Annotated in this window: 16 protein-coding genes; 9 read left to right on the top strand and 7 right to left on the bottom strand. The window is 63.0% G+C overall.

Annotated features, from left to right (window positions below; translation table 11 throughout):
* Nucleotides 1-15 precede the first annotated feature (15 nt).
* Nucleotides 16-474 (top strand): CopD family protein, encoded by a 459-nt coding sequence (locus KHO30_RS31780; RefSeq protein WP_054035038.1) that lies wholly within the window; start codon nucleotides 16-18, stop codon nucleotides 472-474.
* Nucleotides 475-486: 12 nt separating this feature from the next.
* Here KHO30_RS31780 and KHO30_RS31775 read toward each other — a convergent pair whose 3' ends face one another.
* From KHO30_RS31775 to KHO30_RS31750, 6 genes are all read right to left on the bottom strand, one after another.
* Nucleotides 487-1,695 carry a chromate transporter gene (locus KHO30_RS31775; protein ID WP_200619806.1) on the bottom strand — a complete coding sequence of 403 codons (1,209 nt, stop codon included), beginning with the start codon at nucleotides 1,693-1,695 and terminating at the stop codon, nucleotides 487-489.
* Nucleotides 1,696-1,916: 221 nt separating this feature from the next.
* On the bottom strand, nucleotides 1,917-4,277 hold the full coding sequence (locus KHO30_RS31770; RefSeq protein WP_093639335.1) for a bifunctional diguanylate cyclase/phosphodiesterase: 2,361 nt from the start codon (nucleotides 4,275-4,277) through the stop codon (nucleotides 1,917-1,919).
* Nucleotides 4,278-4,746: 469 nt separating this feature from the next.
* The gene (locus tag KHO30_RS31765) at nucleotides 4,747-5,658 is read right to left on the bottom strand and encodes a PhzF family phenazine biosynthesis protein (RefSeq protein WP_211703298.1); all 912 of its coding nucleotides are present in this window, start codon (nucleotides 5,656-5,658) and stop codon (nucleotides 4,747-4,749) included.
* Between the two features lie 181 nt (nucleotides 5,659-5,839).
* Nucleotides 5,840-6,304, bottom strand: a complete 465-nt coding sequence (locus KHO30_RS31760; protein WP_211703297.1) for a RidA family protein — start codon at nucleotides 6,302-6,304, stop codon at nucleotides 5,840-5,842.
* Nucleotides 6,305-6,367: 63 nt separating this feature from the next.
* Nucleotides 6,368-7,564 carry an aminotransferase-like domain-containing protein gene (locus tag KHO30_RS31755; RefSeq protein ID WP_211703295.1) on the bottom strand — a complete coding sequence of 399 codons (1,197 nt, stop codon included), beginning with the start codon at nucleotides 7,562-7,564 and terminating at the stop codon, nucleotides 6,368-6,370.
* A gap of 75 nt (nucleotides 7,565-7,639) precedes the next feature.
* Nucleotides 7,640-8,329: a VOC family protein gene (locus tag KHO30_RS31750; RefSeq protein WP_211703293.1), complete on the bottom strand. Its 690-nt coding sequence runs from the start codon at nucleotides 8,327-8,329 to the stop codon at nucleotides 7,640-7,642.
* 279 nt (nucleotides 8,330-8,608) lie between these two features.
* Between KHO30_RS31750 and KHO30_RS31745 the strand changes: the two genes are divergently transcribed.
* From KHO30_RS31745 to KHO30_RS31735, 3 genes are all read left to right on the top strand, one after another.
* Nucleotides 8,609-10,063: an aminotransferase-like domain-containing protein gene (locus KHO30_RS31745; RefSeq protein ID WP_211703292.1), complete on the top strand. Its 1,455-nt coding sequence runs from the start codon at nucleotides 8,609-8,611 to the stop codon at nucleotides 10,061-10,063.
* Nucleotides 10,064-10,223: 160 nt separating this feature from the next.
* The gene (gene htpG, locus KHO30_RS31740; RefSeq protein WP_200654109.1) at nucleotides 10,224-12,122 is read left to right on the top strand and encodes a molecular chaperone HtpG; all 1,899 of its coding nucleotides are present in this window, start codon (nucleotides 10,224-10,226) and stop codon (nucleotides 12,120-12,122) included.
* A 287-nt stretch (nucleotides 12,123-12,409) separates the two neighbouring features.
* Nucleotides 12,410-14,206: a hypothetical protein gene (locus KHO30_RS31735; protein ID WP_211703291.1), complete on the top strand. Its 1,797-nt coding sequence runs from the start codon at nucleotides 12,410-12,412 to the stop codon at nucleotides 14,204-14,206.
* Between the two features lie 123 nt (nucleotides 14,207-14,329).
* On the opposite strand, the gene KHO30_RS31730 is transcribed toward KHO30_RS31735, so the two are convergent.
* Nucleotides 14,330-14,836: an OmpA family protein gene (locus KHO30_RS31730; protein ID WP_211703289.1), complete on the bottom strand. Its 507-nt coding sequence runs from the start codon at nucleotides 14,834-14,836 to the stop codon at nucleotides 14,330-14,332.
* A gap of 243 nt (nucleotides 14,837-15,079) precedes the next feature.
* Between KHO30_RS31730 and KHO30_RS31725 the strand changes: the two genes are divergently transcribed.
* From KHO30_RS31725 to mctP, 5 genes are all read left to right on the top strand, one after another.
* Nucleotides 15,080-15,841: a chorismate--pyruvate lyase family protein gene (locus KHO30_RS31725; RefSeq protein ID WP_211703288.1), complete on the top strand. Its 762-nt coding sequence runs from the start codon at nucleotides 15,080-15,082 to the stop codon at nucleotides 15,839-15,841.
* Nucleotides 15,841-16,314 (top strand): DNA-deoxyinosine glycosylase, encoded by a 474-nt coding sequence (locus tag KHO30_RS31720; RefSeq protein WP_211703286.1) that lies wholly within the window; start codon nucleotides 15,841-15,843, stop codon nucleotides 16,312-16,314. Before KHO30_RS31725 ends, KHO30_RS31720 begins: the two co-directional genes overlap by 1 nt.
* Nucleotides 16,311-17,234: a class I SAM-dependent methyltransferase gene (locus KHO30_RS31715; protein WP_211703285.1), complete on the top strand. Its 924-nt coding sequence runs from the start codon at nucleotides 16,311-16,313 to the stop codon at nucleotides 17,232-17,234. Before KHO30_RS31720 ends, KHO30_RS31715 begins: the two co-directional genes overlap by 4 nt.
* Nucleotides 17,235-17,640: 406 nt before the next feature.
* The gene (locus tag KHO30_RS31710; RefSeq protein WP_054035028.1) at nucleotides 17,641-17,880 is read left to right on the top strand and encodes a DUF3311 domain-containing protein; all 240 of its coding nucleotides are present in this window, start codon (nucleotides 17,641-17,643) and stop codon (nucleotides 17,878-17,880) included.
* Nucleotides 17,880-19,430, top strand: coding sequence for a monocarboxylate uptake permease MctP (mctP, locus tag KHO30_RS31705; protein WP_200564402.1), 1,551 nt, complete (start codon nucleotides 17,880-17,882; stop codon nucleotides 19,428-19,430). Before KHO30_RS31710 ends, mctP begins: the two co-directional genes overlap by 1 nt.
* The last annotated feature ends 95 nt before the right edge of the window (nucleotides 19,431-19,525 follow it).

Here is a 19,525-nt window from a genome sequence, read left to right as displayed (position 1 = left end):
GAGAGGAAAACAATTATGAACAAAGCTGTCGAACTCGCACTCTTTTTGCATCTGCTCGCAGTCGCCGTGTGGGTGGGTGGGATGGTATTCGCGCATTTCTGTCTGCGCCCGGCTATTGCCGATCTTTCGCCGCAACTACGCTTGCCTTTGTGGGAATCGGTGTTCAGCCGCTTCTTCAACTGGGTCGCCGCAGCCGTGCTGGTGATTCTCCTCACGGGCGGCTTTCTGCTGATGCAATTCGGTGGTGGTCACGCCACGTGGCCGTTGCATGCCATGGCCGGCCTCGGCATCGTGATGATGCTGATCTTCGGGCACATTCGTTTCGCCGTGTTCCCGCGCATTCGCCGTGCGGTGCAGGCGCAGAAGTGGCCGGATGGCGCGCAGGCAGTCGGTACGATTCGGCGTCTGGTGCTGGTGAATATCGTGCTGGGCGTGGTGACGATCGGCGTAGCGGTGTTGTCACGCGGGTTCTGACGCCCGGCCCGCCTACTGCATGGCGCCGTAGGCAAGCCACAACCCACATGCGGCCGCCACGGTTCCGTACACCGCGTACACCGGCACCTTGAGCTTTGCGAAGCACATGCCGGAGAACAGCGCCGTCACCAGATACACAGGTTTAAACGGCACATGCACCGCGATGCGCAGCACGGCCACCGCCAGAAACGCGGTGGTGACCGCGCGCAAGATCCGCATGCCGTGCTCGAAACGCGGATTGGCCTTCAACTGATGCAGATGCCGCTGCGCCAGCACGACGAGGCAGCCAGACGGCACAAAGAGCGCGAGCGTGGCAATCAGCGCGCCCACCCAGCCATCCACCAGATAGCCGAAGAACGGCACCACATTCAGCAGCGGTCCCGGCGACAACGGGGAGAGCGAAAACGCCAAGGTGAAGTCGTTATCCGACACGCCGATCGCCGGCGTGACGAACAATGTCTTAAGTACCGGCAACGCCGAGAAGCCACCACCGAACAAGGTCATGCCGGCGCCGGCCAGTCGCGGCCACAGCAGCGCCAGTTCATAGCGATGCGGCAACGGCAGGGCGAACAACACCAGCAACACGCTCAATGCGGCCAGCATCTGCCAGTCCCCGCGACCGATCGACAGCACGATGCGAGTATTGCGAACCGGACTGACGAACCAACCGGTGCCGAAGGCTGCGCCGAGCATCAACACATAGGCCGCGGGACTGCGTGCATAGAAGAGCGCCACACAACCGAGCACCGCGGCGATCCATTCGAGCTTGCCGCGTACCAGCGCGCGCGTCTGTTTGTACCAGGTGATCGCGATCAGCGTGGCCAGCACCACGCTGAAGTGATTGAGCAACGTTTGGGAAGCTGCGGCGCGCACGAGCGGCGTGCGATAGAAGATCGCGAATAGCGTCATCAGTATGAAAAAGGGCAGCACGCTGGCGACGCCCGCCACCCAGGCGCCGGTGCGTCCACGCAGCGCATGTCCCAGTTGCACGGCGACATTGCAGCCCACCGGTCCCGGCACCATCCAGGCAAGCGCGATCAGATCGGAAAACGCCACGCGCGAGAGCCGCCCCTCGCGTTCTACGTAGTGGTTTTCGAGTTGTGCCATCAGAGCGAGACCGCCCCACGACAGCGCTGACAGGCCGAACACGACCCGGAACAGCGTCCATAGCGGTTCCCGTTTCCCTCGCCTAGCGGCATCCTGGCTCGTGATCGACTGCATGGCGACGCGGGCCCCCGCATTCGGGCGGCCCGCCCTCTGAGATCATTGTTGTGTGTGTATTGGCGCGGCTCGCAGACGGCATCGCGCTGTGATGCATTACAGCGTGAATGTAGCCGGTTTTGCGAAGCAGCGGTTGGATAAGCGTGGGGCTGCGGCACATACGCTTACAGGCTGCACGCGGCGCGCTTGTGTGCGACTGGCGCGCCACCGCCGGGCCGCATTCAGCTATTGGTGCTCGTGCTGGACACGCTGCTGGTACTGTCGACATCGTGCACGTGGCGATGACCCTTCATACCGCATACGCCGAAGCGTTCGAGCAGCGCCGGAATCGCTTCGACCGGCACCGGACGCGAGAACAGGAAGCCCTGCGCCTCGATATGGCCGAGCGCGGCGAGCCACGCAATCTGCTCTTCGGTCTCCGTGCCTTCGACCACCACCGTGAGTCCGAGCGAACGCGCCAGGTTGACGATCGCGGTGACCATCACGCAGACACTGCGGTCGCCGGGAATCGCCTGGACGAACGAGCGGTCCACCTTCAGCGTGTCGACCGAGAAGCGATTCAGGTAGGACAGCGACGAATAGCCTGTGCCGAAGTCGTCGAGCGCGATGCGCACGCCGAGGCGCTTCAACGCGAAGATTTTCTCCGACACGAGTTCGGGATATTCCATCATCGCCGTCTCGGTGATTTCGAGTTCGAGGCGGCGCGCGGAGATGCCGCTTTCCTCGATCGCGTGTGAGATGGTTTCGTACAGATCGCCGCGCCAGAACTGCACCGCGGAGATGTTCACCGCGAGCGAGAGCGTGTCGTAGCCCTGTTGCTGCCACAACGCCAGTTGGCGGCACGCGGTCTCGATCACGAAGTCGCCGATGGGCACGATCAAACCGGTCGATTCGGCGACCGGAATGAATTCGTTGGCCGGAATCAAACCGTGTTGCGGATGGTTCCAGCGCACCAGCGCTTCGAAACCGGTGATGCAGCGGCGCGTCAGATCGATCTTCGGCTGATAGGCGAGGAACAACTGGCCTTCAGCGAGCGCGACGCGCAGTTGCTGCTCCCACTTCATCAAGTGGTCCGCGCGGTGCGACAACTGTGGCGAATAGAACTGGTAGCAGTTCTTGCCCGCATCTTTCGCGCTGTACATCGCGAGGTCGGCTTTTTTCAGCAGGTCGATCTCGCTTTCGTTGGCAACCGAGTAGAGCGCGATGCCGATGCTCGCGTGCAACACGAACGAGCTGCCGCGCACTTCGAAAGGCTTGGAGAATGCTTCGGCTGCCGCTTCGGCGAGCGTGACGGCACGCTTCTCGACGTCATCGCCCTTGATCACCACGACGAACTCGTCACCGCCGATGCGGCTCAATGCACCGCCGTCGCCGACCGCTGTTGCGAGGCGCGAGGCCGTCATTTGCAGCACGATGTCGCCGGCGTTATGGCCTAGCGTGTCATTGACTGTCTTGAAGTTGTCCAGGTCAATGAAAAGAATCGCGAGGCGCCCGAGATTGGAATGCTGTGCCACGTCGTGCCGCAGTGTTTGCAGCGTCGCATAGCGATTGCGCAGACCGGTCAGCAGATCGTACTCGACCAGATGCGTCATCTCGCGTTCGCGTCCGAGCAGCTTGCCGATCAAGCCGGTGGCCACCGCGAAGAAGCTCAGCATGGCGAGCGAGATGAAGCCCGCCATCAGCAGATAAACGTTGCGTGTGTGGTTGTAGTCGGCGAATTCTTCGGCTTGCGACAGACCGACCAGCACGCCGAGCGGATAGCCGTCGATATGGCGGTAGGAGACGATACGCGTGACGTTGTCGATCGAATCGACGTAGGTGCCCGACACATGCTCTGAGGTCGGATACGAACCGCTCGCCGAGAACGAACCGCTGGCGGTGTCGACGCTGCCCGTGCGGCGCGCCAGCACCGTGCCGTTGTCCGAGATTACCGCGATCACGCCTTCACGGCCGATGGCCGCGTTGTTGTAAAAGTCGCTGGTGAAATAGCTCGGGTCTTCGGAGACCACCACGACGCCCGCGAACGAGCCGTCGGGATGATTCAGCCGCCGTGTCATCTGCAAGGTCCAGTGGCCGGATACGCGGCCGAGCACGGGCTTGCTGATATACAACTGGTCGTCGTTTTCGTGTTCGTGGACCTTGAAGTGTTCGCGGTCCGACAGGTCGATGTGTTTGGGATTGAGTTCAGCCGTGTTGGCGATCAGCGTGCCGTGCTCGTCGATCAGCGACACCTGCACGAGCGTCTCGCTTTGCACCACGCCTTTTTCCACCGTGCTGGAGAGATCGAAATGATTCGGCGTTTTTTCGAACTCGTATTTGACGAAGCGGGTGATCTGGTCGACCTGGTGAATTGCCTTGACCGTGTGCTGCTCCAGCGCCGCGGAGAGAATCGCGGCAGAGGCCATCGCCTCGCGATTCGTGGCTTCCTTTTCAACCGACAGGCGCGCGAAGATCACAGTCCAAAGCAGGATCAGCACCAGCACGCCGAGCGCCGGAATGGCGAGCAGGGCACGACGGCGCGACACAGCAGGGTCGCGGCGGGGTTTGGCTTCGCGCTGGTCGGAGAAGCGGAACTGGCTCATCGGGCGGCCCGTTCCCTGGTGCCGGCCAGTTGCAACTGCGCGAGCATTGACTGCGCTAATTTCATGGGTGGCTGCATGGTGACCAAGGTGCCGGGACTGCTGCGCAGGGGAAGGGAGCGTGGCGTCGTGCCTGACCATCCGCAGGTCATCGGGTACGTTTCGATATTACTTAATGCCACTGGATTAAGGAAGAGTCCTCGCATCGGGTATACGCGGGCGCGACAGGGCGTGCCGTCCGGCTGAATTCGCAGCCGGCGCAGCCAGCCATGGGGCTGCGGCCTGGCACTTGTTTTCGAATATTTCATCGGGATATGGAATTCAGGTGTGCCAGGCCTCTCGTCATGCATGGCGCATTAATCGCGCAAAAGGTGCGGCATTTTGTTGTTAAGCGTGGCTTGAAGCGGCAAAACACGGCCGGCGCTCAGCAGCAGGCCGGCGCGCGCGAACCCGCAATCGAGCGCTGCGCCGTTCATGGCAAGCGGAACGTGCCGTCGACGATCGTCACCGACGGCCCACCGATCCACGTTTTGCCGGCGTCGTCGTCGTAGTGCACCGAAACGTTGCCGGCACGGCCCAACACGGTGCCTTGGCGGGCCGTGTAGTGTGCGCCGGGGCGCAATTGCTGGGCGCTCAGCAGGCCCGCGAGTGCGGCATTCGCGCTGCCCGTCACCGGATCTTCGCCCACACCGAAGCGGCCGCCTGACATCAGGCAGCGCACCTCGAAGGTGGCCGGGCCGTCAGCGCCGTGCGGTCCATAGACGGCAAGGCCGTGGGTGTCCATCGCATGGACGAGGTCGGCGAGCGCGGCGGCATCGGGCTCGAGCGCGAGGCAATCGCGCGCTGAATTGACGCGTACCACGAGCCATGGCGCACCATTGTCGACCGCACAGGGCGTTGCGCTGAAGTCGATCGCATCGCTACGCAAAGCCATAGTGAGCGCCGCGTACCGATCCTGGGGAAGCGCTGTGACGCGCGCAGGCGGGGCGGCGAATGCCCATGTCTCCTGTGCTTCACCGGTCGATTCAGCCGGCGCCTTCAGCGCCTTCAATTCGATGAGACCCACGCCGCATTGCTGGATCAGCTTGCCAGCCTGTTTCGGCCGGTACCCGCTTTCGAGCAGCGCATGCGCGGTGCCGAGTGTCGGATGACCAGCGAACGGCAACTCGCCATGCGTCGTGAAGATACGCACGCGATAGTCGGCAGCCGGGTCGGTCGGCTTCAGCAGGAAGGTCGTTTCGGAAAGATTGGTCCAGTGCGCGATGGCCTGCATCTGATCGGCATCGAGTGCATCGGCATCGAACACGACTGCAAGCGGATTGCCTTTGAACGGTACCGACGTGAACACGTCGACTTGTTTGAAACGAACGGTGTGAGCGGTCATCAGGCGCAGTCCGGCGAATCCGGCAGATTGATAGGGTTGGCGGATTCTATCTGGTGACAAAGGAACGATCTACCTCGCCACAAATGCAAAACGCGTCGCAGGTGACAGACACCTCGCGACGCGTTCAGGACGCTCGGTACGACCGGCCGGGCGAACCGGCGGCCGAACCTGTTGGCGGTTGTTATTCGACTTCGGCGATCATCTCGATCTCGACGCATGCGCCGAGCGGAATCTGCGCCACGCCGAACGCCGAGCGCGCATGCTTGCCGCGCTCGCCGAACACGTCTGCGATCAGTTCGGAGGCGCCGTTGGTCACCAGATGCTGCTCGGTGAACTCAAGCGTCGAGTTGACGAGGCTCATCAGCTTGACGATGCGCGTGACGCGGTTCAGGTCGCCCACATGCGCATGCAGCGTGGCGAGCAGGTCGATCGCGATGGAACGCGCGGCGGCCTTGCCTTCGTCGGTGGTGAGGGTGGCGCCAAGCTTGCCGGCCCATACCTTGCCGTCTTTCTTCGCGATGTGGCCCGACAGGTACACCGTGTTGCCGCTTTGCGCGCTCATCACATAGGCGGCTGCCGGCGCGCCTGCGCTCGGCAGTTCGATGCCCAGTTCCTTAAGCTTGTCGTACACGTTTGATTGAGCCATGGTGTGTCCTTGGTCGGTAGTGAACAGTAATGAAATTCGGTGGCGCGAGTTGGTCGGGACAGCTTAGACCTTCGCGCGGATCAGCGCCGCGAGACGCGACACGCCTTCGTCGATCTTGGCCGGCGGCACCGTGACGAACGACAGGCGCAGCGTGTTGTGCTGGGCTTCGCTCGCGAAGAACGGACCGCCCGGCACGAACGCCACATTCTGCGCGACGGCTTCTTCGAGCAGCTTCATGCTGTCGATCTGCGCGGGCAGATTCACCCACACGAACATGCCGCCTTCCGGCCGGTTCCAGCTTACGCCTTCCGGCATGTAGCGTTCGAGAGCAGCCAGCATCGCCGCGCATTGATCGCGGTACAGCTCGCGAATGGTCGGCACATGCATGTCGAGGAAGCCGTCCTTGACCACCTCGTACACGATGCGTTGCGTGAAGCTCGGCGTGTGCAGATCGGTGGCTTGCTTGGCTTGCACGAGCTTGAAGATCAGCTCTTCGGGCGCAATGATGTAGCCGACCCGCAGGCCGGGCGCCAGCACCTTCGAGAACGAGCCGAGATGGACGATGTGATCCGGCGCCATCGACAGCATGGTGGGCAGCGGCTCGCCCGCATAGTCGAGCGCGCCATAGGGATCGTCTTCGATCACCGGGAACGGCGCGGTCTTCGCGAACGCGGCCAATGCACGGCGGCGTTCGACCGGCAGGCGGCGGCCCGTCGGATTCTGGAAATTCGGTTGTGCGTACAGGAGGCGTGCGCCGGCTGTCAGCTCGGGCGTGAGCGCTTCGGGAATCAGGCCTTGCTCGTCGGTCGGCACCTGCACGTAGCGCGGTTCGTACATCGAGAACGATTGCAGCGCGCCGAGGTAGGTTGGCGTTTCGACCAGCACGGGGCTGTTCGGGCATACCAGCACTTTGCCGAGCAGATCGAGCGCTTGCTGCGAGCCGGTCGTGATGAGTACCTGCGAAGGACGAATCTGCGCGCCGTTCACCGAATAGCGTTGCGCGATCCATTCACGCAGCGGCAGATAGCCTTCGGTCGCGCTGTATTGCAAGGCCGCGGCGGGCGCGTCGCGCAGAATGCGGTCGGATGCTTCGCGCATGCGCTCGGCCGGGAAGGTTGCCGGCGAGGGCAGGCCGCCCGCGAACGAAATGACTTCGGGCCGTTCCGTGACTTTCAGGATCTCGCGAATCGCCGAGCTCGTGAGCTTGCGTGCGCGTTCGGACAGTTGCCACGTGGGGGCTTTCAAGTCGCTTTGGTCCATGGTCTCCTCTGCTGGTATCTCTGGAACTGGTCAAAACTTCAATTATCGCGCGAGTCGACGGCCCACGCGCGCTGCTTATTTAAGGGTCCGTAGACCCTCGGGTGTCTCAAACTCGGCGACGAGCGCCGCCGCGCCGTCCGTGGACTCGAGTGCGATCAGGTGCGCCGCGCCCAGCCAGTGCAATTGCGCGGCAATTACGTCGGCCTGTGGATGGACTGCTTTCAAAGCTTTCAGTGCAATGCCCGTTTCATCCAATACCGCCGACGGGTGCTTCGGCGTGTCCCACTGGATCAGCGTCGGCAGTACGCCGTCGCCGGCGCCTTGCCACGCGGGGAAGGCGCCATCGTCAGGCACCGACAGACTCCAGGTGAAATCGCCGCGCGTCATCGGCACGATCGGTGCGATGCGCTGCGGATACTGCGTTTGCCATGCGCCGAGCTGCTTCGGCCGTTCAACTCGGGCAACCCAGTGCGACAGGTACGGGCCTTTTTCGAGCCGTGCTTGCGTCGCCGGGTCGTCGAGGGCGAACAGGCGGGCACAGGGCGAGGCGCCATCCGCCGGTTCTGCCGCCTGCGGGTCGATCGCGATCACTTCCAGATACACGCCGCCCCACAGATTCAGCAGACGATTGTGCGTGCGCATCAGCGGATGCGCGCCGCCGCCGGCCGGTGCGACGCCGAGCGTGTCGGCAACGTACTGGGTGCCCTCGTCGAGGGTACGGGCGGAAATCACGAGGTGATCGAGGCGGAGCAAATGGGCAGTCATGGCGGATCAGGAAAACGGTTTCTGCGGTAAGCCGGGACGTGCGCCGGGTGCGGCAGCAGCGTTGCCGGGGTCGTAAGCATAACCGTTTGCCGGGTCGGCGGGCCAGGCGGATGGCGTTTGGGCGGGTCCTGCCCGAGTTCGCTTGTGAGCGGCGGGATGCAACCCGGGCCGCTTCATCATCCGTTGCTTATCTTAAATGTAGCCTTAAATGTAGCGGCGGCGACCGGCACAGTAACGGTACAATCGACTCGATACCGTTCGGTACAGTTGGAGCCCGTTATGTCCGTCCCGCTTACCCAGATTCCCACGCCTCACGACACGACGTCACTGACGCTGGTCGAGCAGCTCGTCCAGTGGGCGCGCCGCCGCATCGAGGAGCGCGTGTTCCGTCCCGGCATGCGCATGCCGTCGATCCGCAAGCTGGCGCTGGACAAGGGCGTGTCGCGCTTCACCGTGGTCGAGGCGTATGAGCGGCTGGTGGCGCAGGGCTACCTGGAGTCGCGCCGCGGCTCCGGCTTCTATGTGCGCGAACGATTGGGCGCTGCGCCGACGGCCGAGATCCGCACGATCGCCGCAGCGGCGCCCGCGCCGGCCACGATCGATGTGGTCTGGCTGCTGCGCAATATGTTGCATACGGGCGCGCGCCCCGAGCGTAGTCCTGGCCTCGGCTACTTGCCGGGCCGCTGGCTCGACGGCGATCTGATCACCAACGCGCTGCGCACGCTCGGCCGACAAAGCGGCGCGCAGATGCTCGGCATCGGCACGCCGCAAGGCTTTTTGCCGCTGCGCCAGCAGTTGCAGACGCGGCTTGAGGAGCTGGAAATCGGCGCTTCGCCGGATCAGATCGTGATGGTCTCCGGCATCACCCAGGCGATCGATCTGATTTCTCGGATTTACGTCAAGCCGGGCGATGCAGTGATCGTTGGCGATCCGGCCTGGTTTCAGATGTTCGGGCGTTTCGCGTCGCAAGGCGCGCGGCTGGTCGGCATGCCGTACACGCCGGATGGGCCGGACCTCGACGCGCTCGAGTCGCTGGTCGAGACCTGGCGGCCGAAAATGCTGGTGATCAATTCGGTGCTGCAGAATCCCACCGGCACCTCGCTCACGGCCGCGCAGGCGTTCCGCATTCTGCGTCTCGCCGAGGCCTACGATTTCATCGTCGTCGAAGACGATATTTACGGCGATCTGTGCCCGCCGAGCTATCCGGGCACGCGCCTCGCGAGCCTCGACCAGTTGAAGCGCGTGATCTACCTGAGTAGCTTTTCGAAGACGCTCGCGCCCAATTTGCGCGTGGGTTTTATCGCCTGCGCGCCTGAAGTGGCCACGGCCGTCAGCGATCAGAAAATGCTGGTCGGCATGACGAGCCCCGAACTGAACGAGCGCGTGCTCTACAAGATTCTCACCGAGGGCCATTACCGCCGGCACGTCGAGCGGCTGCGCGCGCGGCTCGACGGCGTGCGCGAAAAATCGGTGCGGATGCTCGAAAAGACCGGCATGAAGCTGTTTCTGACGCCCGCGGCGGGCATGTTCCTGTGGGCCGACACGGGCGTCGATGCGAGCGCGCTCGCGGCCGCCGGCCACGAAGAAGGCTTTCTGCTGACGCCGGGTAGCCTGTTTTCTCCGCAGCAATCGCCCACCACGTGGATGCGTTTCAATATCGCCAACTGCGGCGATCCGGAGCTGTCGACGTTCCTGTGCCGCTATCTCGACAGCGTCGCGCGGCGCGCCTCTTGAAACCTCGCCGGGCTGCCCCAACTTAGCGGCGACACGGCAATCCGGCCATCCGGCGGCACGGTCCCGGCGGCCAAGGAGAGGCCCAAGTGGGCCCAAGCGGTTCGCGGCCGTGCGCCACGCCTGACTAGAACCCCATTCGTAACAGAGAGGAAGTCCGACCATGGCACAAGAAACCATGAGCTTTCAGGCAGAAGTTAAACAACTTCTGCACCTGATGATCCATTCGCTGTACAGCAACAAGGAAATCTTTCTGCGCGAGCTGATTTCGAACGCGTCCGACGCGGCCGACAAGCTGCGCTTCGAAGCGATCGAAAACAGCGCGCTGTACGAAAACGACCCGAATCTGCGGATTCGCGTGTCGTACGACAAGGCCGCACGCACCATCACGCTCGACGACAACGGCATCGGCATGAGCCGTGACGAAGCGATCGCCAACCTCGGCACGATCGCGCGCTCGGGCACCAAGGAATTCTTCGGCAAGCTCTCCGGTGACCAGCAGAAAGATGCGGCGCTGATCGGCCAGTTCGGCGTGGGCTTTTACTCGGGCTTCATCGTCGCGGACAAGATCACGGTCGAAACGCGCCGTGCCGGTTTGCCGGCCTCGGAAGGCGTGCGCTGGGAAAGCGCGGGCGAGGGCGATTTCGCGGTCGAGCAGATCGAACGCGCTGCGCGCGGCACGACCATCACGCTGCATCTGCGTGCCGATGAAGACGAGCTGCTGTCGTCGCATCGTCTGAAGTCGATCATTCAGAAGTACTCGGACCACGTCGCGCTGCCCATCCTGATGGCGAAGGAAGAGTGGGACGCTGAAAAGAGCGAGATGGTCACGAAGGAAGAAGACGAGACCGTCAACCAGGCGAGCGCGCTGTGGACCCGTTCGAAGAACGACATCACCGAAGAGCAGTACAAGCAGTTCTACCAGCATCTCTCGCACGATCATCAGGATCCGCTGACGTGGACGCATAACCGCGTTGAAGGCCGTAGCGAATACACGCAACTGCTGTACGTGCCGACGCATGCGCCGTTCGACATGTTCAACCGCGATCATCGCGCCGGCCTGAAGCTGTACGTGAAGCGTGTATTCATCATGGACGACGCTGAACAACTGCTGCCGGGCTATCTGCGTTTCGTGAAGGGCGTGGTCGATTCGGCTGATCTGCCGTTGAACGTGTCGCGCGAAATCTTGCAGGAAAGCCGCGACGTGAAGGCGATCCGTGAAGGCGTGACCAAGCGTTCGCTGTCGATGCTGGAAGAGTTGGCCAACTCGGAGAACGACGCCGACAAGGAAAAGTACGCCGGCTTCTGGAAGGAATTCGGTCAGGTGCTGAAGGAAGGCATCGGCGAAGACTTCGCCAATCGCGAGCGTATTGCGAAGCTCGTGCGTTTCGCGTCGACGCATACGGAATCGCCGGAGCAAAACGTCTCGCTCGCCGATTACGTTGCGCGGATGAAGCCCGAGCAAACGAAGATCTACTACGTGACCGCCGATACCTGGCAGGCCGCGACCCACAGCCCGCATCTCGAAGTGTTCCGCAAGAAGGGCGTGGAAGTGCTGCTGCTGACCGATCGCGTCGATGAATGGATGTTGTCGTTCCTGAACGAATTCGACGGCAAGCCGCTGCAAAGCGTCGCGCGCGGCGATCTCGATCTGGGCGCGCTGAATGACGAAGAAAAGCAGGCGCAGGAAAAGGTCGGCGAAGAGTTCAAGCCGCTTGTCGACAAGATGAAAGAAGCGTTGAAGGACAAGGCCAAGGACGTGCGCTTGACGTTCCGTCTGACAGATTCGCCGTCTTGTCTCGTAGCTGACGATGGCGAAATGAGCGGCTATCTGCAACGTATGCTGAAGGCGGCGGGTCAGGAAGCGCCGTCGTTCCATCCGATTCTCGAAGTGAATCCGGAGCATGCGCTGGTGAAGGGCTTGCATGCGGACAGCGCGAATTTCGACGACTGGTGTCATCTGCTGTTCGATCAGGCTTTGCTTGCTGAAGGCGGCGCGCTGGAAGATCCGGCCAGCTTTGTGAAGCGTACCAACGCGTTGTTGCTGGCGCGTGCGGGTTGAGTTTTCGAGTTTGATTTGAGACTGGACCGGCGTCGTTCTGACGCTTGTGATTGAAAAATGCGCTGCCTTGGCAGCGCATTTTTTTTGCCCTCCTTTAACCGATCAGATCTATTCAACGCGCTAAATCGAGATTGATTTGTGAGATGTAAAAACGCGGCTCTGTCTTATGCTTGCGCGATCGAAATTCGGATGCTTGAGGGACTATCTGCAGTCTCCGAGCCGTTCACGCATCCGATCTCTTTTCTGCAATTGCGCATTGACGCGCCGCGATAACTCTCTGTATCTCCATGTCCGATTCCGCACTGCCAACCCCCACCGATCCCGTGCATCTCCTGTGGTCGATCTTGCGCGAGCAAGGTTTCGACGCTGCCGAGCGACGGGCGTTTGAGTTAACCGCGGAGGGTGTCACGCCGCAATTACATGCGGACCTGTGCGCGAGTGCGGGGCGTTTTGAAGCGGCGTACCACAGTGCGTCGCAAGCACACACGCAGGCGGCAGAAAACGGCGCGCGTTACGCACGGTTAGCCTTGTTTGCCGACGCACTCGGCCAGGCTGACGCCGCGCAGCGCGACAGCGAGTTGGCGGTAACCACCCAACCGTCGGCAGCGACGCTCGAATGGATCGTCTGGTTGATCAATCGCTGCGGCGCGCATTCGGCGGCAGTACACATGTTGCGCGCGTACGAGCAACGCGAGCCACAGGATGCACGCGCCCCCTGGTGGTTGGCGATTGCGCTTGCGTCGTCACCGGGTGCGAGCGCGCGAGCCGAGCGTCGCGCGGCGCTGTTGCGGGCCTATGCGCTCGATCCGGTGATCCACCCCGCATTGCCGTTGCAGCTCGCGCTGGCTTTCCGAGAAATCCGCGATTGGTCCACCGTCGAACGCGTTTGTCGTGAGGTGCTGACACGCCATCCTGCCGATGCAGAAATTGCCTGGCAACTGAGCCATGCGCAGTGGCAGTGCAACGACGCTGCCGCGGCCGAAGCAACCATGCGCGCTGTCGATGCCGCCGCGCCCGGCAATGCCCAAGTGATGGGCGCGATCGGCATGTATCTGGCCGAGCAGGCGCGTTTTGCAGAAAGCGAAGCGGCACTGTATGCAGCGCTCACGCTCGACCCATCCGCATCGCAGGCGGCCGTCGATCTGGCCGATCTGAAGTTGCGGCGCGGCGACTGGTCGAGCGCATGGCCGCACTTCGCGGCGCGTCTAACGCGCGACGATCGCGAGCCCAACAACGTTGTGACGGTGATGGAAAGGCTGTGTCCGCGCTGGCAGGGTCAATCGCTGGCCGGCAAGACTTTGATCGTGCACAGCGAACAGGGCAACGGCGACGATATTCAGATGGTGCGATTCGTGCACGAGCTGGCGGCGCGCGTCCGCGACGAAGGCGGTCGGCTGGTACTCGCAGTGCGCCGGGCGTTACAGCCGCTGTTCGCGCGCTTTTACGGGGATTGCGTCTCCATCGAGGACGGACCGCTCGGCAAGCCGCACTTTGGGCTGCCGATCATGAGCGTGCCGTCGGTGCTGGAGTTGCGGCCTGACCAGGTGCGCGTCGGTGCCTATCTAACCGCCGATGCAAGCCGCGTGGCGGCGTGGCGCGAGCGGATCGGCGCAGGGGGCGGGGAGGCGGCGCGATTGCATATCGGCCTCGTCTGGTCAGGCAGCCCGACGCATCGCCGCGACGCGAAGCGGTCGATTCCGCTTGCGGCGCTGGCTCCCGTGCTCGCGCTACCCAATATCGTGTTCCATCCGCTGACGCCGGGCCGTGACGCCGATGTGGCAGCGCTGAGCGGATCGGGGCATCGCGTGTGCGATCTGACTGCGCACTATCAGGCCGGTTTCGACGACGTGGCCGCGCACGTGAGCGCGCTCGATGCCGTGCTTACCATCGACAGTGCGCCTTTGCATCTGGGCGGTGCGCTGGGGCGCCCGGTGCTGGCGATGCTCGATCACGTGTCGCACTGGTGTTGGGGCAATGAAGAGACGCAACCGTGGTACGACTCTGTTGATCTGTTTCGCCAACCGCGGCCGGGCGCGTGGGAGCCGGTGGTCGAGCGCGTGGCGGCACGTCTGCAGGCGATGTAAGCGCTCGATAGTTGTTTGCGAGAGTCGCGCCGAAACTGCAAAGTCGCGTCTAAAAGACCGCACACGTAAAAACGCCCGCGTCATGCGGGCGTTTTTACGATCCTCACATCAGATGGCGAACACCTACTTCTGCCCCATCAGCGTATCCATCGTTTCACCGCGCACCACGATCTCGGTGCGTCGGTTCAGTGCGCGCCCTTCGGCTGTATCGTTGCTGGCGACGGGGTTGTTGTACGCGTAGCCCTTCGTCCTGATCCGGTCCATCGCCACGCCGCGCGCCACGAGCGCATAACCCACCGCAGTGGCGCGCGATTCGGAAAGCTGCTGGTTATAGTCGAGCGTGCCGACATTGTCGGTGTAACCTTCAACCAGCACCGGCTTCTTGCTGCGCTTGAGCAGAACGGCTGAACGATTGATGACGGCCGCTGCATCACCACGCACTTCGGATTTGCCGAACTCGAACAGCGCGGCTTCGGGCAGCTTGACTGAGACACCATTGGCAACCGGCGTCACCTCGATGCCGACAGCCTTATTCAACGATGTTTCTTTGTCGCGGTTCAGCGGCGCCGCGCAACCCGCCAGCAGCACGACAGACATTGCGCACGCAGAAGCGCCCAGGAACGTTTTCATGTTTCTTTATCTCCCTCAATATCCGATCACATGGCACGCCCTTCAATCACGGGCGGACCGTCGACTTGTTAAAGCACGAAGGTTGTATCGCGCGTCGCTGGACGAGGAGAATCGGAACTGTCTGAAATCGATACGCTGATTGAGGCGGTTCCGCCGGGCATGGTGATCGACTGACATTCCCGACAGGACGATAGGTGTGGGACTCACGATCTTCTGACAACTGCGCCGTTATAATCCGACACCATGCCTATCCGTTTCGATGCCGCCGACGCCCACTGGCGTGTCGCGCCCTTACCCGGTTTTAGCGCCGCCCAGAAAGACTGGTTGACCCGCGGTGGATCGCTGACCGCGCATCTGCGCACGCTTGGCGCGGTTGCGGTGCGCGTGACGCGCGAAGCCGTCGCGCTGTCGTGGGCCGACGAATACGCCGCGCTGGGCCTCGCGCCGCGTGCGCCGGTGTGGGTTCGGGAAGTGGTGTTGTCGGTCGACGGCGTGCCGTTTGTCGCGGCGCATAGTGTCGCGCCGCTGGCCGCGAGCGTCGGCGTATGGCAGGCCACGCGAAGATTGCGCACGCGGCCGCTCGCCGAGTTGCTGTACAGCGATAGCAGCGTCGCGCGATCGTCGCTGGTGAGCCGCAAGCTGACGGCGCGTCATCCGTTGTACCGGTTGGCTGCGGTTGAGATTGGTGGTGTGAGGCCGCATACGCTGGTCGCACGCCGTTCGGTGTTCGAGCGCCACGGTGAGCCCTTGATGGTCACGGAGTGCATGTTGCCGGCGTTGTGGGCGCATCTGGCGTCTCCTGGCCAAACACCGTCTGCGCATTCAGCGTCCAGCCACGTCCATGCTCCGCCGCGCACTCATGTGCGGGAACACGGCCGGCCGCTTGAGCACACGGCATCGCGCGCCGCCCATGGTGCACAGCGCGCAGAACCGGGACACCTTTCCGAACGGGAAGCACATGAATCCGGGCACGCGCCGGCATCGGACCGAAAGGAAAAGCGCTGATGCTGCGCGGCTTTCCTCCCGTCGTTGCGGCGGATACGCACACGCTGATTCTCGGCAGCTTTCCCGGCGAGGCGTCGCTGGCCGCGACGCAGTATTACGCGCATCCGCGTAACCAGTTCTGGCGCTTGCTGGGCACGGTGCTCGACGAACCGCTTCCCGACCTCGCCTATGAGGAACGGCTACGGCGTCTGCTTTCGCACGGCATCGGCGTGTGGGACGTGCTCGCCGCCTGCGAACGCGAAGGCAGTCTCGACGCCGCGATCCGCAACGCCAGCCCCAACGATTTTGCTTCTCTGCGCGCTCACGCGCCGCTGTTGAAGAAAGTCTGCTTCAACGGCAAGACAGCAGGCCGCTTTGCGCCGGTGATCGGCGAAGCGGGCTACGTCACCCTCGTATTGCCTTCGTCGAGTCCGGCGAATGCTATGCTCTCGTTCGACCAAAAATTGCGTCTCTGGCGCGACATCCTTACATGACGAAACTGATCAAGCGCGCCTCGGCTGAAGCCCGTGCTTTCCGCAATAAAGACGCTGACGCCGGCGACCACACGCTGAACAGACAGAAAGCAGTGCGCAATAAAAAGCGCGCGCTGCACGACGACGATCTGCACGACGCGCCGCAAATCGAAGCGCCGCGCAAGCCGCGTTTCGCACCGGTGACGTTCTCGGAAGAGGGCGGCGTGCGCTTCCTGCACTTCGGCACGGAATGGGTGCAAGGCGCCATGCGTCTGCGCAAGCCGGACCAGATCGAACTCGAATACGCGCAGCAGATGATGGCCTGGTTGCTGTTCATCGAAACGCCCAAGCGGATCGTCCAGCTCGGTCTTGGCGCGGCCGCACTGACCAAGTTTGCGCACCGGTTCCTGAAGCGCGCCAAAGTCGAAGCGGTCGAAGTGAACCCGGCCGTGGTCGTCGCCGCGCGCACGATGTTCGAACTGTCGCACGACGACGCCCGTCTGACCGTGCACGAAATGGACGCATGGGACTTCGTCAACGATCGCGCCAACCACGGCACGATCGGCGCGTTGCAGATCGACGTCTACGATGCCACCGCGCGTGGCCCGGTGCTCGACAGCGTCGGCTTCTACCGCGCGGTGCGCGCGTGCCTGACCGAGGCGGGCGTGGTGACGGTGAATCTGTTCGGCGATCATCCGAGCTTCGTGCGCAACATGAAGCGTCTGAACGAAGCCTTCGACGGCCGTGTGGTCGCGCTGCCGGAAGTGCATGACGGCAACCGCATCGCCATCGCGTTCTCGGGCCCGGCACTCGACGTGCCGTTCACGACGCTGCAAGCGCGCGCGAAGCTGATCGAAGCGGAACTCGGCTTGCCGGCGCGCAAGTGGATCAAGGGTCTGCAGGAATCGACCGGTCAGAACGGTAGCTCGTTCTCGATCTAATGTGAGAATGGGTCGGGCCGCTTGAAGCCGCTTAAGGCCGCGTAAGGCTGGTTGAGGCTGGTCCGACCCAGGTCCCCGTTGCGCTCATGCGACGGTTTCCCAGCCGCTTCCCCCGTGCATTGCCCGGCTGGTTCGATATCCCCGGATACCCAGGACGCATCGCTCCCATCGGCGCCCCGGCCCCCCGCGTCCGGCGCCCTCGCGGCCACCCCTCATCTCCGCTAAACCACCGCCCCGCGCGCCCCAGCAGCACATTTGCGCCTCGGGTCGTCCCTGCTTGACCGGACGTTCTCGGCTCCTATACTCTTTCGAAGCTTTCGGGGTACCCGTGGCCTACCTGCGACGGGACATCCACCACCCGTCCACACACGGGCCAACATTTCAATAATAGGGAAGAGGAGACGTCATGGCTCACGACGCCGACGCGAACAAGGCCAGCAAGCACTGGCTCTGGTTGCTGCTGTTGCCCTGGATCGCGATGATCTGGGTGCCGTCATATAACAAGGTCGAACCGCAGCTGTTCGATTTTCCGTTCTTCTACTGGTACCAGCTGCTGTGGGTGTTGATCAGCGCGATCATCACGGCGCTCGTGTACTTCAAGACCAAGACCCGCTCGACGGGCAGCTCGCAAGGGGGCGCACGATAATGAACGCCACCGCAACATTCGTCTTCGTCCTGTTCTTTATCGGCGTCACCATTCTCGGCTTTGTCGCGGCTCACTGGCGCAAGGGCGACCTCGCCCATCTGGAAGAGTGGGGCCTCGGCGGCCGGCGCTTCGGCACCATCGTCACCTGGTTCCTGCTGGGCGGCGACCTGTACACCGCTTACACCTTCATCGCCGTGCCGGCGCTGGTGTTCGGTGCGGGCGCAACGGGTTTCTTCGCGCTGCCGTACACGATCCTGATCTATCCGTTCGCGTTCGTCGTGTTCCCGAAACTGTGGAGCATCGCCAAGCGTCAGGGTTACGTGACATCGGCCGACTTCGTCTCGGCTCGCTATGGCAGCCGCATGCTGGCGCTGGCGATCGCCGTGACCGGCATTGTTGCGACGATGCCGTACATCGCGCTGCAACTGGTCGGTATCGAAGTGGTGATCGGCGCACTGGGTTTCGACACCAAGGGCTTCGTCGGCGATCTGCCGCTGATCATCGCGTTCGCGATTCTGGCGGCCTACACGTACACGTCGGGCCTGCGCGCGCCGGCCATGATCGCGGTCGTCAAGGACGTGCTGATCTATATCGTGATCTTCGCAGCGATCATCGTGATTCCGCCGCAATTGGGCGGCTTCGGCCATATCTTCAGCGTGGTGCCGCCTGCCAAGCTGCTGCTGAAGGCACCGGACGTGTCGAGCCTGAACGGCTACAGCGCGTACGCGACGCTTGCAGTGGGTTCGGCGCTCGCGCTGTTCCTGTATCCGCACTCGATCACCGCGGTGCTGTCGTCGAAGTCGGGCAACACGATCCGTCGCAACATGGCGATGCTGCCAGCCTACTCGCTGGTGCTCGGCCTGCTCGCGCTGCTGGGCTTCATGGCGCTGGCTTCGGGTGTGAAGGACATGCCGGAATTCGCGCCGTACTTCAAGGCGTTCGGCCCGAACTTCGCGGTGCCGGCGCTGTTCCTGCACTTCTTCCCGTCGTGGTTCGTCGGCGTGGCCTTCGCGGCGATCGGTATCGGCGCGCTGGTGCCGGCGGCGATCATGTCGATTGCGGCAGCGAACCTGTACACGCGCAACATCCACAAGGAGTTCGTGAACCGCAACATGTCGCATGAGCAGGAGACCAACGTCGCGAAGCTGGTGTCGCTGATCGTCAAGGTCGGTGCGGTCGCGTTCATTCTCGGTCTGCCGCTCACGTACGCGATCCAGCTGCAACTGCTGGGCGGTATCTGGATCATCCAGACGCTGCCGGCCATCGTGCTGGGCCTCTACACGCGCGTGCTCGACTACCGCGGCCTGCTGATCGGCTGGGCGGTCGGTATCGCAACCGGCACGTGGATGGCGATCTCGCTGAAGCTGGCGGGCTCGATCTTCACGATCCACCTGTTCGGCATGGCGATTCCGGGCTACGCGGCGGTGTGGTCGCTGATCGTCAACCTCGTGGTGTCGGTCGTGGTGAGCCTGCTGGTGCGCGCGTTCGGCATGCAGCGCGCCGAGGACCGTACCCGTCCGGAAGATTATCTGGACGTGGTCGAAGGCTAAGCCAGCCGTTCCAGCTCGCCGGAAAAGCAACGCCCGCAGACAAAAGTTTGCGGGCGTTTGTCTTTCCAGGGCACTCCAGGGCAGGATAGCGGAAC

It is taken from the genome of Paraburkholderia aspalathi, assembly GCF_905220735.1.
In the GTDB taxonomy this organism is placed as follows: Bacteria; Pseudomonadota; Gammaproteobacteria; order Burkholderiales; family Burkholderiaceae; genus Paraburkholderia; species Paraburkholderia aspalathi.
Note: the sequence above shows the minus strand (reverse complement) of the source record. Positions and strands in the feature narration are given on the sequence as shown.

What these genes read in the sequence shown, in the direction of transcription:
- KHO30_RS31770 (WP_093639335.1), bottom strand. Translation starts at nt 4,277, where the DNA reads ATGAGCCAGTTCCGCTTCTCCGACCAGCGCGAAGCCAAACCCCGCCGC.
- KHO30_RS31715 (WP_211703285.1), top strand. Translation starts at nt 16,311, where the DNA reads ATGACGAAACTGATCAAGCGCGCCTCGGCTGAAGCCCGTGCTTTCCGC.
- KHO30_RS31780 (WP_054035038.1), top strand. Translation starts at nt 16, where the DNA reads ATGAACAAAGCTGTCGAACTCGCACTCTTTTTGCATCTGCTCGCAGTC.
- KHO30_RS31765 (WP_211703298.1), bottom strand. Translation starts at nt 5,658, where the DNA reads ATGACCGCTCACACCGTTCGTTTCAAACAAGTCGACGTGTTCACGTCG.
- KHO30_RS31725 (WP_211703288.1), top strand. Translation starts at nt 15,080, where the DNA reads ATGCCTATCCGTTTCGATGCCGCCGACGCCCACTGGCGTGTCGCGCCC.
- mctP (WP_200564402.1), top strand. Translation starts at nt 17,880, where the DNA reads ATGAACGCCACCGCAACATTCGTCTTCGTCCTGTTCTTTATCGGCGTC.
- KHO30_RS31760 (WP_211703297.1), bottom strand. Translation starts at nt 6,304, where the DNA reads ATGGCTCAATCAAACGTGTACGACAAGCTTAAGGAACTGGGCATCGAA.
- KHO30_RS31755 (WP_211703295.1), bottom strand. Translation starts at nt 7,564, where the DNA reads ATGGACCAAAGCGACTTGAAAGCCCCCACGTGGCAACTGTCCGAACGC.
- KHO30_RS31775 (WP_200619806.1), bottom strand. Translation starts at nt 1,695, where the DNA reads ATGCAGTCGATCACGAGCCAGGATGCCGCTAGGCGAGGGAAACGGGAA.
- KHO30_RS31710 (WP_054035028.1), top strand. Translation starts at nt 17,641, where the DNA reads ATGGCTCACGACGCCGACGCGAACAAGGCCAGCAAGCACTGGCTCTGG.
- KHO30_RS31745 (WP_211703292.1), top strand. Translation starts at nt 8,609, where the DNA reads ATGTCCGTCCCGCTTACCCAGATTCCCACGCCTCACGACACGACGTCA.
- KHO30_RS31730 (WP_211703289.1), bottom strand. Translation starts at nt 14,836, where the DNA reads ATGAAAACGTTCCTGGGCGCTTCTGCGTGCGCAATGTCTGTCGTGCTG.
- KHO30_RS31720 (WP_211703286.1), top strand. Translation starts at nt 15,841, where the DNA reads ATGCTGCGCGGCTTTCCTCCCGTCGTTGCGGCGGATACGCACACGCTG.
- KHO30_RS31735 (WP_211703291.1), top strand. Translation starts at nt 12,410, where the DNA reads ATGTCCGATTCCGCACTGCCAACCCCCACCGATCCCGTGCATCTCCTG.
- KHO30_RS31750 (WP_211703293.1), bottom strand. Translation starts at nt 8,329, where the DNA reads ATGACTGCCCATTTGCTCCGCCTCGATCACCTCGTGATTTCCGCCCGT.
- htpG (WP_200654109.1), top strand. Translation starts at nt 10,224, where the DNA reads ATGGCACAAGAAACCATGAGCTTTCAGGCAGAAGTTAAACAACTTCTG.